General features: G+C 68.9%; 9 protein-coding genes. 4 read left to right on the top strand and 5 right to left on the bottom strand.

Annotated elements, in window-relative coordinates:
- Nucleotides 1-13: 13 nt before the first annotated feature.
- Complete coding sequence (locus ACF073_RS23565) at nucleotides 14-1,423, bottom strand: esterase/lipase family protein (RefSeq protein ID WP_392072988.1); 1,410 nt, start codon at nucleotides 1,421-1,423, stop codon at nucleotides 14-16.
- A gap of 57 nt (nucleotides 1,424-1,480) precedes the next feature.
- On the bottom strand, nucleotides 1,481-6,001 hold the full coding sequence (locus ACF073_RS23560) for a peptidase C14 caspase catalytic subunit p20 (RefSeq protein ID WP_392072987.1): 4,521 nt from the start codon (nucleotides 5,999-6,001) through the stop codon (nucleotides 1,481-1,483).
- Nucleotides 6,002-6,056: 55 nt separating this feature from the next.
- Between ACF073_RS23560 and ACF073_RS23555 the strand changes: the two genes are divergently transcribed.
- Complete coding sequence (locus ACF073_RS23555) at nucleotides 6,057-7,046, top strand: translation initiation factor 2 (RefSeq protein WP_392072986.1); 990 nt, start codon at nucleotides 6,057-6,059, stop codon at nucleotides 7,044-7,046.
- Nucleotides 7,047-7,326: 280 nt separating this feature from the next.
- Nucleotides 7,327-8,859 carry a gamma-glutamyltransferase gene (locus ACF073_RS23550; protein WP_392072985.1) on the top strand — a complete coding sequence of 511 codons (1,533 nt, stop codon included), beginning with the start codon at nucleotides 7,327-7,329 and terminating at the stop codon, nucleotides 8,857-8,859.
- A 317-nt stretch (nucleotides 8,860-9,176) separates the two neighbouring features.
- Here ACF073_RS23550 and ACF073_RS23545 read toward each other — a convergent pair whose 3' ends face one another.
- Nucleotides 9,177-9,722, bottom strand: coding sequence for an EF-hand domain-containing protein (locus ACF073_RS23545; RefSeq protein WP_392072983.1), 546 nt, complete (start codon nucleotides 9,720-9,722; stop codon nucleotides 9,177-9,179).
- A gap of 224 nt (nucleotides 9,723-9,946) precedes the next feature.
- Here ACF073_RS23545 and ACF073_RS23540 point away from each other — a divergent pair, with 224 nt between their 5' ends.
- Nucleotides 9,947-10,192: a hypothetical protein gene (locus ACF073_RS23540; RefSeq protein ID WP_392072981.1), complete on the top strand. Its 246-nt coding sequence runs from the start codon at nucleotides 9,947-9,949 to the stop codon at nucleotides 10,190-10,192.
- 7 nt (nucleotides 10,193-10,199) lie between these two features.
- On the opposite strand, the gene ACF073_RS23535 is transcribed toward ACF073_RS23540, so the two are convergent.
- Nucleotides 10,200-10,838: a LysE family translocator gene (locus ACF073_RS23535; protein ID WP_392073166.1), complete on the bottom strand. Its 639-nt coding sequence runs from the start codon at nucleotides 10,836-10,838 to the stop codon at nucleotides 10,200-10,202.
- 277 nt (nucleotides 10,839-11,115) lie between these two features.
- Nucleotides 11,116-11,481: a hypothetical protein gene (locus ACF073_RS23530; protein ID WP_392072979.1), complete on the bottom strand. Its 366-nt coding sequence runs from the start codon at nucleotides 11,479-11,481 to the stop codon at nucleotides 11,116-11,118.
- Between the two features lie 605 nt (nucleotides 11,482-12,086).
- Between ACF073_RS23530 and ACF073_RS23525 the strand changes: the two genes are divergently transcribed.
- Nucleotides 12,087-12,527 carry a DUF4333 domain-containing protein gene (locus ACF073_RS23525; protein ID WP_392072977.1) on the top strand — a complete coding sequence of 147 codons (441 nt, stop codon included), beginning with the start codon at nucleotides 12,087-12,089 and terminating at the stop codon, nucleotides 12,525-12,527.
- Nucleotides 12,528-12,587: the final 60 nt, after the last annotated feature.

Below are 12,587 nucleotides of genomic sequence, written 5' to 3'. Positions count from 1 at the left end.
CTCCCTTCCTGTCTCACGCGGCGAAGACGGTGACGTCCTTGCGGTCGAAGCGCTTCGGGCTGTCGACCACGGCCTCGACCCACCAGCGGCCGGGTGGCGCTTCCAGTTCCGCCCGGTACCGGTCGGTTCCGTGTTCCTCGAAGACGACGGGCTGCTTGGCCGCCCTGCCCGACCGCCACATGAAGGTCCGCAGATTGCGCCCCAGCAGGTTGTGCCCCAGCAGCTCGACCGCGAACGGCTGGCCGGCGACGGCGGCGGAGTCGGGAAAGTGCAGAGCGATGCCCTCGTCGCCGGCGAGCATGCTGCCCGGAGGGCTCCCCCTGCGGACCGCGATCAGCACGTCCCGCAGAGCGGCGGAGCTCGCCATGTCGGCGTTCCGGAAACCGGTCCAGAGCATCGGGCTGTGCTCCCCGACGGCCCAGTCCGCCAGGGCGGACAGTCGTGGCACGGTTCCGTCGCCCGGCCCCAGGGCGCTGTTCTCGCCGGAGGTGAGGTACGACCCGTCGGAGGACAGCGTGATGGCCTCGGGCGTCGGAAAGTCGCCGCTGCCCAGGCAGTGCACCGTGTAGGGCAGCCGGCCCTCGGGGTCGGCGCGACGGTTCCCGTCCGTTGCCGACCTGAACTTCTCATGGAAGCCCAGGACATCACGGACCGCGGCGGCAGGCAGGCCGGGAACCGGATACCGGTGGTCGGCGACCGTCCGCGGCCGGCTCTTCCCCTCGGCCCGAACGGCGGCGTACACCGGCAGCATCTCGGCAACCGCGGGCAGGTCGAGGGCCCAGTCGCGCAGTACCTCGTTCAGCCTGGCACGTGCGTCCGCACCCGGGCCGCCGGTGCCGGGGATCGCGTGACCGGCCAGAAGGCGGGCGGCCTGCACCAGGCCCTTCTGGGGTGTGCCGAGCGTGACCAGGGCGCGGGCGGTCCTCCGGCCGTCCTCGCACTCCAGGTAGTGACGCCCGATCAGGCCGCCCGTCGAGTGGCAGACCAGAATGACTCCGGGATCGTCGAGGCGGTCCGGGTAATGCGCGTCGACCTGCTCGCTCCACCGGTCGAGTTCCCTCGCCAGCCGTGCCCTCAACTGCCTGGCGGCCAACCGGTGGGACAGTCGCCAGTCATAGGTGAAGGGAACGAACTGCTCCGTGACCGGGTCGCCGAGCGCGGCACGGATATCGGGATAGCCCATACAGGACGTCAGCCCGGGTACCGAGTCCGGGGACGTGAGCAGGTCACCGGCGTCCAGCCGGAAGCGGTCCTCGGGCAGTGCGTCGCCGAGGCCCGGTGGCAGGGCCACCTCGGCCAGCGTCCCGGCCGCGGGCGGCGAATGGATCAGGGATCGGCTGCATCTCGCCCAGACGTCCTGGCCGTCGCGGCACAGCCGGGTACCGAGAAATCCCGGTACGAAGACCACAAGGTCATGTTCCACTGCTCTCTCCCCCTGGCCAGTTCCTTTGTCGCCGCACGGCTGCCGTCCGGCCCTCGGTCATCGCGCGTCGGCCGCTAAGAAGGTGTGCGGCAGCCGGATCAGATCGCATCGGTCGTTGCCCTGCAGCGCCACCACCAGGCCCTCCGGGTCAGGAGCGGTGTCGACGGCCTGGACGTCGTAGCCGCGCGAGGGGATCCAGGGACCGTCCAGCCATCTCCTGGACCAGACGTCCCACGCGGGTGAGATCGTCCGCTCGGTACACAGCAGGAGCACGGGCCGCTCCACGGGACCCGCGAACACGAGCGAGGTCACCTGGGGGAAGAATCCCTCGAGACGTTCCGGCGGGTGCAGGCCCTGTCCGGAGCAGTCCTTCACATACACGCTGCCGCTGTCCGCCCAGGCCAGCAGGGGCAGGGATTCGGCGTCCTCCTCGTCGTACAGCTCCCCCAGGGCGAGACAGGTGGGAGTGGCGCCCATGCGGATGCGCTGCTCCACGCCGTCCTCGTCCTCCCGCCACACCCTCAGCTGGTCTCCCAGGTCTCCGGCGAGCCAGTACGTGCCGTCCCTCATGATCCTGGCGTCGATGCCGCAGAAGCCGGAGTCGGTGCGGATCTCGCTCGTCGTGTTCTCGGCAGACGACACCCCGGCCGGGATCTCGTAGCGGGTCAGGCGCCGGCCGTCCGGTACGCAGACACGCAGTGTCGCCCGGGACGGGTCATGGACGAGGCTCAGCGCGCGGGCCGGCTGCCCCGCGTCACCGCCCAGCGTGATGTCCTCGTGGGCCACCGCCGACAAGTCCGCGTCGAGCCGCCACAGGCGTACGGTCCGTCCTGCCGCGACGGCCACGGCCCAGCCGTCCGCCACCCGTACGGCATCCACTGCTGTCACCATTCTTTCGTGGGTGAGCTCGGTGGCAGGGTGGCCGGCCGGGGCGTCCCGCTCAGGACGGGAGACCCGGACCCGGTCGCCCCAGGTCCGGCACAGCAGGGGCGGGCCGCCGGGCGCCGGGGCCAGGGCGATCGCCGGGCGCTCGTTGCTCGGCCGCCGGAGCGTCTCGTGGCCCGCCTCCAGGGCCGCGACCACATCCACGAAACGGATGTCCGGCCCGTCGGCCACCGCGAGCAGACCGAGTCCGCGGGGCTCGAAGGCCATGGCTCCCTGCCGGGGCGCGTCCAGTTGGAACGCCGCCTCACGACCGGGTTCGCCGACGGACCAGATCCGTACGACGACTTCTTCGTAGCCGGCGAGCAGCAGTTCGTCGCCGTGGCGGCCGAAGGCCAGTCCCTGTGCCTTCGAGCGGAATCGGGCGACGCGCCGCACGGCGGGTGGAGCGCCGTGGACGGCGTCGCCGCTCTCGCAGCACCAGACGTGTACCTGGTGCCCGTCGGACACGGCGAGCCAGCCTCGCTCCGGGGTCGTACCGCGGCGTGGTGTGCGGGCCGCGGCCGCAGCCAGCGCGGGATAGTCGAGTGCACCGAGTTCCACCTGCTCGGCACGGAGACCGCCGACTCGGTTGACAGATCGGTCCACCTCGAACAGTTCGGCACGCTCCCCCGCCGCCAGGACGAACAGGCGTGTCCCCAGGGTCAGAGCGGCGAGATGCCGTACGTCCACCGTGCGGATGTCCGCCAGGTGCGTGCCCAGCTGCTGCATGCCGCTCTTCCAGAACCACACCCAGATACGGGACCCGTCGGCCGCCAGCGCGATGGTCTGCGTGGCCATCTCGGCCGTGGCCAGGGCGCGTACGGCGCCGCCCCACCGGTATTCCTGATCAGGGACGCGGGCACCGCCGCGCCAGAAGTACACGGCTTGGTCGTCACGGGCGACGGTGGCCCAGTGGGGTCCGGTGCCCACCTCGCGCACCTCGCTGAGAATGCTTCCGCGTTCGCCGCCGGACCGGGGAAGGCGGCGGGTCAGCAGCCGGGCGCCGGACTCCGGATGCAGCACCTGGATCTCACCCAGTCCGCCGGCCGTGAGCGTGTCCGCGGGCGGCAGCGCCGCCGCTCCGGCCGCCGCGCGCCAGCTCAGTGCTCTCGCTCCTCCCAGGGGCGCCGCACGACGCCATTCCGGAGGTGCCGGCCGCACATCGGTCCAGTACTCCTGCCAGGGCAGGAAGCCGTCGATGTGCTGCAGTTCCCGGTAGGTCGCATCCCGGTGGCTGACAAAGGCCGTGGCACTGGTCAGCGCCTTCCGTGCGAGCAGGGCAGGCGGCGACAGCGGCGAGGACGCGCGGGGGAACGAGCCCGCGACCCGGCCGTACAGCGCGGCGCCGTCGCAGTCCCGGGCGAGGCCCGCCGCGAGCGGCAGCATGACATCGGGGTTCGTCCCCATGAGAAAGCGCACGTCCTGGAAGAGTTCGCGCAGGGCGGCCGGCCCGGCCTGGGCGGCATGGGCCCCCAGGTACTCGAAGGTGTAGTCGTCGGCCTCGCTCCAGTCGCTTCCGGCCTGGGCGCGCAGGGTTTCGACCACCTTGCGGTGGGCCTCTCGGGTGCTCAGTCCGGCATCGGTGAGAAAGAAGTCGCTGAAACTGGGATGGGCCAGCTGGTGGCGTACACGGTTCGCCGCTTCCCGTCCGCCGCCGTCCTTCCGCGTAGCGACGATACCGCCGTCGGCGTTCCGGCAGACCTGCCGCACGTCCTCGGGAGTCAGCTCGGGTGTGCCGACGTCGCGCAGCGCGTTCGACAGGGTGAGCCAGGTCGAATCCGGTGTCAGCCCGGGTCCCTGGATCACCGCGAGCGCCCGCAGCACCTCGCGGGCGCGCTTCGCGCCCGGCTGGCCCTCAAGATGCCCTGTCTCCTGCGCCAGTCGCGTACGCAGGTCCATGCCGCCGTTGCGCATCCACGACAGGAGTCCGGCCTCGGTGACGACCTGGGTCCGACGGGCGAGCTCGGTCGCGACCAGGCGGGCCACCAGGAACGATCCCTGGCTCTGCGCCGCGATGGTCTCGGCCGTCCACTCACGGTCCTCTGTGCGCCGGCCGTTGCCCCGGTACGGAGAGTGTTCCGTGTCCAGGACCGACATCGCCATCCCGGTGATGCTCGCGCGGGCCTCCGCGTCGTCTCCCAGCACCACGGGTTCGACGCTCTGTTCGAGTGTGTCCAGGAGCGACTCCTCCTCCGTGGGCGCGGTGGTGCGTCTTCGGGGCTGGGCGCGTGTACCGACGATGACGCGGACGCCCGGCAGCCCGGACAGCGGGTTGAGCAGGTGGCGGGCGATGTCGTGAGCCTGGTCCGGGAGGGCCTCGTCCAGTGCGTCGAAGAGCAGGTTCACCGACCCGGCCCGGTCGACCAGTTCCTTGAACGCGTCGGCGTACGCCTTCGATGCCACCCGTTCCGCCGGCAGGAGGGGCGCTCCGTCGACGTGCGCCAGCACCTCGCGAAGGGACGCGGCCAGCGAATGGGCAGACTGCCCTCTGCAACTCAGCGCAGCGTGCACGGTACCTGCCCGGGGCAGCGTCGCGGGATCGAGCTTCGGACCGAGCGTCTCCCGCCAGCTCTGCAGGGAGGTGAGGGCCAGCCGGCCGAGCAGTGCCGTCTTCCCCGTCCCGGCCAGGCCGGTCACCGCGAGAAGCCCTTTGGGGTGGGTTTCCATCCACCGTACGATCCTGCTCAGGGCGTCCCGTCTGCCCGCGAAGTGGCGGCTGAGATGACTTCCTTCCTCCAGACCGAACTGCTCGGCCTCGATCCACGGCTTCCGTCGCGTCATCACGGCCGGCCTGTACTCCGGGCGGTCCGACGCATGGAAGTACGGGTTGTCCAGGAAGTTGTTCGGCAGCGCGCGTACCTCGATGTAGCCCGGTCGCTGCGCGGGGTCGTCGAGGCCGGCGGCCCCTGCCTCCGCGTCGACGGCGTCCCGCAGGTAGGGCAGGGGAAGGTAGAGGGCGGACGGTTCGAACGGGCGCGCGTGGTCGGGTGCCACGAAGTCCGGTTTGGCCAGTGCTTCCTCCAGCCATTGAACCCAGCGGCCTTCGGGCACTTGCGCATCGGCTCCCGACGTGCCGATGACGGCGAAACCCGCCCGCCGGGTCTGCCTCGCCCTGTACACCGCCGTATTCCGCTCCAGGTCCAGGGCGTGGCGCAGCGCCTCGTTGAGGGAGTTGTAGCCGTGCGAGGAGCATGCGTCGACGATCAGAAGGGTGTCGGTCTCGTACTCGGGCCGCAGGAGGCAGCCCACGAGTTCGACCAGGGAGACGGCTCGCTCGGGTTGGAAATCTCCTGACTCCCAGGAATCGGAGCAGGCGAGGAAGTAGCCCTCGTCTCCGCGCTGGACGCCGTGGCCCGTCCAGTAGAGGATCTTGCGTTCAGCGCTGGCGGCCAGGAACTCTTCCAGACCGGACAGCAGTTGCCACCGGGTGGCACCGCTCCCGTCCACGGGGAGGCTCTCCCCGAAGCCCAGTTCCTCGCGCACGGTCCGCGTGAACCGGCGCCGCACCTGGGCCAGCCGCGGGCGGCACAGCCGCTGTCGTGCGCCGTCGTCGGGATGCGTGTAGTCGGACACCGCGATGGTGCCCACCAGGGCAGAGGAGCGCCGCTCGGTCTTCAGAAGCGTCAGCTGATCGCCCACGTCGCTCCGTATCATGTAGTCGACGACAACCGCATCATCCCACGCAACCTTATTCACAACGGAGTTGACGATGCGTGACAGATTCACCATGGTCGGCCGGGCAACAGGCTGTCACCTCTTCGAAGGAGACGGTACGCGGCCCATCCACGAGGAGAATGTCCGCATCCGATACACCCCGGAGCGGGTGGAGTTCCCGGAGGAGATCGGGGCCTGGCGGCGCTCCATCGAGGCGGAGGAGGAACGCAAGGAGGCCAGCGGGCTGCCGCATCGCTGGAACAACGAGCGCTTCGCGGTCGACCGGTTCGTGGTGACTCGCACTCATCTGGCCGAGGAGCCCGTGGTCTCCCTTTCCCTGCGGGACGCCGACTACTTCGACTTCCTCACCACGTCGCTCAATCTGGAGCGGCAGCAGGAAAACGGCCTCACGCTGCGCAAGCAGTATCTCGAGGACAAGGATCCGGCCGAGGCACCGGCCTGGATGAACTGCAGTTTCGGTGTCAATGTGGCCCTGGAGACGGGCAAGGACGGCAAAATTCTGTTCTCCCGGCGCAGTGCGCAGGTGGCGGGTCCGAACAGCGCACGGTGGAATTCCTCGGCCAACGAAGGCCTGGCCCGTGAGCACGATCTGCCCAAGGACGGCAGCCCGATCAGCCTGCACGCGGTGGCCCGTCGCGCTCTGCACGAGGAACTCGCCGTTCACAGCACGGACAAGCTTCGCCTGGAGCTGCTCGGTTTCGGGCTCGACCTGGTCAACCACCAGTGGGCGGGGTTCTTCCGGGCTGTCCTGCCCGATCTGGACGAGGCGGCGCTGCGCCTTCGCTGGACGCGAGGCGTCACCGACAAATGGGAACACGACCGCTTCGAATTCGTGGACGCGGACCCGGAGTCGGTGCTCGGCTTCATCGCGGACAAGCCGGAGGACAGGTGGACGCCCTGTGCACCGACCCTCTTCTACCTCGCCCTCGTGCGCGGTGCCGTGGAGCGCGGCAACGGCGACCCGGCCGCCCGGTTCGACGTGGAGCAGGCCGAACAGAGCGTCATGTCGGCCAGAGGTCTCTGAGCCGAGGGCCCGGGTACGGGTGCGCAGGCAGATCGGGTGCCTCCTCCACGAGGCTGCGGCGCGCGCCCTGGCACTGGACGTGGCAGATGGAAATCACCAGGTGCGCCCACGGTAGTGGTTGGCGGACTCCAGTCCCCTGGTCGGCCGCCTGAGGCGGGAGTCCTCGCAGGCCGCTGCCCTGATGTATCGACCCGACCGGCCGGCTGGGCTCATGTGCTGCGGCGATCCCCCGCCTTGGGCCTTCGCATCACGGTGGCGCAGCGCGCGAGAATAGGCTCTCGTGTCCCAGACGAAAAAGCACGACCAGCCGTCTCCGCTTGCCGCCGACGCCGTCGACATACCCGTCCTCTTCCGTGACGGTCCTGGCGGACGGACCAATCAGGAATGGCGTCGGTACGACCTGGCCTCATGGCAGGGCACCGGGTTTCCCGACGCCGACGGGTGGTATCTGCCGACGACCACGTGGCGGGAGATCCTCAAGGCCGCCGTCGATGTGGGCCGTGATCTGTCCCCGTGGCTTGATCGCCCGCACTACGCCGCGCGCGAGATCCGCGCGCGGATCGCCCCCATGAACACCTACCTGGACCTCCACGATGGCCCGAAGCTCCATTCCGGCAACTCGGGCCGGCGCCTGACCTCGAACGTCGTCCTGCAAGAAGGCACCGAGTCCAGCGCCCGCGGCGCCTTCTCCTACCGCATGGGCATGACCATGGCCGAGTGGGCCTGCCGCTCTCTGATGGGCCTGGGCCAGACCTGGCACATCGAGGACAAGTGGCCGCTGGGGATCACCGACCCCGCGCAGCACACGAAGCCGGTCAAGGGGAAGAAGAATCCGCGGCCTGACCTATGGGGTCGGCACGAGGCCGAGGGCCGCCACTGGCTGATCGAGGCCAAGGGAGGCGACATCCGACCAGACAGGCTGGATCGCGGGTGGGATCAACTGAAGGGGGGTTGCACCGTGCTTCACCCCCACGATCTCGACCACCGCCTGGTCCTGTGCGGGACGGGTCTCCTGCGTCACACGACCCCGAGGAACGACCTGTTCGTCACGATCCGACACGAACACCACCCGGGTACGCAGACCGGTTCCTCCAGCCCGGCGCCCGACAGCTCGCCGGGCTCCCCCGCGCCCTGCTCCTCGGAGGACGACCTCGACGAGGACGTAAGCGGTGTCCGCCTCCTGGACGTCGCCCGCTCTCAAATGCTGCTCTTCCTCTCCCTGCGGGCCGTAGGGATCGCCTCCTCGTCGCGGCTCCGTCTCGTGCCGGTCGCCCGGAACCGCGCGGAACGCCGGCGTGCAGCGGGCCTGCTCACCCTGACGGAGGCCGACGAAGCGACCCTCCAACGCCGCGACGCCTTGCGCGAACGGTCCGGCGAGCCCTCCGACGAGCAGGCGCGTGAGGTGGGGCTGGAGGCGTTCCTCACGGCCCGCATTCCGGGCACGGAGGTCACCCTCGGCATGTCCCGACGGCTCTACGCCGCCTGCGAGTCGCTGTACTGGGCCGACCGGGACATCGCCGCGCGCACTCCGGGTCTGCGCGCCGAGGACCTGGGGGGTGCCGAGCTGCGCGAGGGTGAGATCGATCAAAGGGTGACGGCTGCCCGGCGTGAGTACCGTGAGCGCCAGGAGGACGCGCGGCCCCGGCTCCAGCGCCAGGTGCGGGACGCGTTCACCGAGGCCGACGAGCAGCCGTGGACGTCGCGGGTGGGCGGGAACCCAGAGTTCACCGTCTCGCCGGGCACATTGGAGTCCACGACACCGGAGACCTATCTGGCCGTGGACGCCACGGAGATCCTCCATCGCCGGCACTGACAGCCCTCTTGTGGCCACCCGCGCGAGCGCGTGTTCGGTTCTTCGGGCACGCGGAGACACGGCAGCCGGGAGCAACCCGAATGACCTCCGGCGTCGTTCTGCCCGCGTCGTCCTGGCGACGTCGTCCTTCTGCTGAGGACCCGCTGCCGTCCCGTCCCGTCCATACGGCGCCTGAACGGGACGGGACGGGACGAGTCGGGTCGGGGGATGCGGCGGACGCACGGCGGCACGGACCTTCAGCTCCCACGCCGTCATACTGCCCCGACTCGCCCCCGGCCTCAGCCGCCTCGGTCTGCGCCGAGCTCAGGCCGTGGTCGTCACGTGCGGGTCGGTATCGGGCCGCACAGCTGGTTGCCCGGGTCGCCCGGGTCGTCGCTGATCCAGAACTGAATCCACAGTTCGGTGAACTCAGGTCGGCTGAGATAGCCGTCCCCGTCCTGGTCGAGCTGGTCGAAGACGTCGGCTATGTCGACACTCTCGCCGTGCCACGTGTCGACCAGCCGCCGGTGCTCGGGAGGGGAGATACGGCCGTCGCCGTCCTCGTCGACGGCGTCGAAAATGGTCTCGGCGGTCGCGGCAACGACCTCGCGCATCGCGGGCAGCCGGTCCACCATGGCGAGAATCGCGTCCAGGTCGACCATGCCGTCCTTGTCCGTGTCCACCTGGGCCGCGAGATGGTCCCACCAGCCCAGCATGACCGTGTCCACCCGTGCGGCCAGTTCGGATCCCGGACGCACGCGGGGCAAGCCCCTCCACCGTTCCGCGAGAGCCTGGAAGTCTCGCTGGTCGAGGTAGCCGTTGTCGTCGGTGTCGAACGCGCGGAACATGTTGGCGAGTTTGACGCGCTGGAACTCACTTGCCACGGTCGGCCCTTCTGTCGAGGTCCATGAAGTTCCTGCCCGACACCGGTCGCGCCTCACCAGCGTGCGGTGGTGCGGAAGGGGGGTGCCCGGCGCCCACTCGTGCCCCCGATGCCTCGCGCGCCTAGTTTGAGCCGCACGGGGCCACCCGCAGGGGCAACACGCACGACCCCGGGCGATGGCGCGCACCGCTGTACGACTTTCTCCCGCACCTGACCATGAAGAAAATGCCAACGCGTCGGGCCTGGGCGGCAGCGAACAACGTCCAGATCGCCTACACGCCGACGAACTCGTCCCGGCTGAATCGGATAGAGACTCAGTTGGCGGCCCTGCGCAGCCCCCTCCCCGACAGCACGGACCACGCCGAGCGTGACGAGCAGAGCACCATGGTCCGCCGCTTCATCATCTGGCGAAACCGCCATGCCGACGGCCGGCGCCCACGCGCCGTCGTCGACAGGGCAAACGTCGCCTGAAGTAGCTCTAGTCGGATCCAAAGGCCAGCCGAGTGGCGAGTCCAGCGAAGACTGTGCCGCTGAAGACGTTCAGACCGCGAGTCACGCGGCGACTGCGCCGCAACAACGACGAGAGCCGGCCGGAGAGCAGACCCATCGAGGCATCAACGGCCAGGCCCACAAGTACCAGCGTGAGCCCTAGGACCAGGAGTTGCCCCACTGTGTGCCCGAGAGCCGGGTTCACGAACTGCGGCAGGAAGGCCACATTGAAGAAGATTACCTTCGGGTTGAGCAGATTGGTGACGGCCCCCTGCCGGAACGCCCGGACCCTCCCCGGATCAGGGCTTTTGGAGGCCGCAGCCTCATCGCGTCCGAGGCCGGAACGGTCACGGAACGCCCTGACCGCCAGGTACAGAAGATAGGCCGCACCGATCCAGCGCAGGACGTGGTAGAGCGTTGGCAGTGACGTGAAGAGCGCCGAGAGGCCTAGTGCGGCTGCGACAGTATGCGTCAGGGCGCCGAATGCCACCCCCAGAGCCGCCATAAGGCCTGTCGTCGGCCCTCCGCGTCCACCCATGGCCACGACAAACATCATGTCGGGCCCCGGAGTGAGGCACAGAGCGAATGCGGCGACCAAGAAGGCCGCGTACAGGGAAGTGTCCACCATGGCCGCCATGCTGATCACTGAACGGTCGCACGTCGACCAAATTCCACGGACTGAGATATCGGCTACTGACTGTCGTCTCTTACAGACAACGAGAAGCAGCAGGCAGGAGCAAATGTCGCTGATGCGGCGCGAGATGCGTGCGAGGCGGTCCTGGGGAGCCGGAGAACCGACCCTCACGATGTTCTTCTTCATGACGGGTTCGACCTCATATCAGTTCGCCGCGACGACTGCGGCCAGCCGCGGTCAACCAGCCTGACCAGCTTCCCGTGCAACGGCTTCAGTTTGGCCCGTACGCTGACGTCCACCCCCAGCATCTCGCCGACCTGCCGGGCCATGACCGGCCCGGCCGCCTGCCGCACGACGGCGAGGACGCGCGGTAGTCCGGCGGAAGCATGTTCTCCTCCACATCCGGCGCGCGGTGCGGGATCAGCATCACCGCCCGGCCACCCACCTGCCCGGGCGGTGGCGCGGCCGAGGCGCGCTCGTCGGCGAGCTGCTCGCTCACCCGCTCAAAGACCCGTTCCGCGGCGGCGAGTTCGTCCAGTTCCGCCTCGTCCTTCCGCCAGCTGCTCGGCCAGCTGTTCCTCGACTTCGTCCAGTCCGCGCGCCGCGCGGTGATCTGTTCCAGCAGATCGGCATCCATGCACCGGATCGCAGAAGGCTGCCCGGCCACAGTGAGCGACCCGCGGTGGCCGCGGCGTGAACCGACCACTTCGCCAGACGATCTACTCCGCGGAATACCGGCCGCGACCAGCATGAGCACCCCTAGAACCGGTCACGCCAGCCCCCTGACCAGCGTCTTCAAGTTGGCGAAGACTCACTGATCCAGCACCACGTTGCGAGGCTCAGCCGAGCCGACGAAGTCCGACTCGCTCTGCGATGCAGCACCTCTCGAGAAGGGTCCGCCGCCCGACAATGAGGCCTGAGGGATTTACGCATCCCAGACATAGGGGATGTCACACCCAGAAGGCACGACATCGCCTCACACCGCACCGCAGATGGGGTTTTATGGCAAGACGGCGATCTCTGCGGCGGAGCACGTGCCGATAGGAAGCGGCGCAAATGCACGAATATCCACATACCGGCGCAGTCTCGGAGGGGAGATCGTGCGAAGGTTCTCGGCAGATGGTTCGAGGCGCACATGAAGTGCCGTCGACCACTTGCCCTCGGCCGAGATCCAGTCAGCCGCAGGCCATCCCCGTGTCACCTATGCAAGAACCGGTGCGCTCGGGCACACCCCTGCCGCCTGTGAACGACTTCAACATGCCGGGACACATCCCTGTCGAGTATGCTCTGCGCATCCTCCTGTCACGTTCGGCTAAACCGGAGTTCATAGTGCCTACATCCCGGTTGTCCACGCTAAATACGGTCTTCTCGGCCATAGCTCTCAGTTCCCTGCTCGTCGGCTGCTCAGTCTCGGCCAAGGTGGATAGATCCACGCCTAAGATTTCTGCGAACAAGCTGGAAACGACACTCTCCGCGAAGCTTGCCGCAGCAACGGGTCAGCCGAAACCGAAAGTGAGGTGCCCGAAGGACCTTGCCGGGAGAGTCGGCACCACCATGCGTTGCGAGCTCACAGCAGACGACGGCAGCACTCTGGGCGTGTCCGTCAAGGTGACCTCTGTCAACGACGGCCAGATCAAATACGACTTCGCGGCCGACGACAAGGCTTCCCCTCCCGCGAACTGATCCGCCACCTTTGGCTGAAACTGCCCGGTTCAGACAGTTGCCTGCGCCATACGGTAAGCA

The sequence above is a fragment of the Streptomyces sp. NPDC015171 genome (assembly GCF_043079545.1).
In the GTDB taxonomy this organism is placed as follows: Bacteria; Actinomycetota; Actinomycetes; order Streptomycetales; family Streptomycetaceae; genus Streptomyces.
This window is presented reverse-complemented; position numbering and strand designations above follow the sequence as displayed.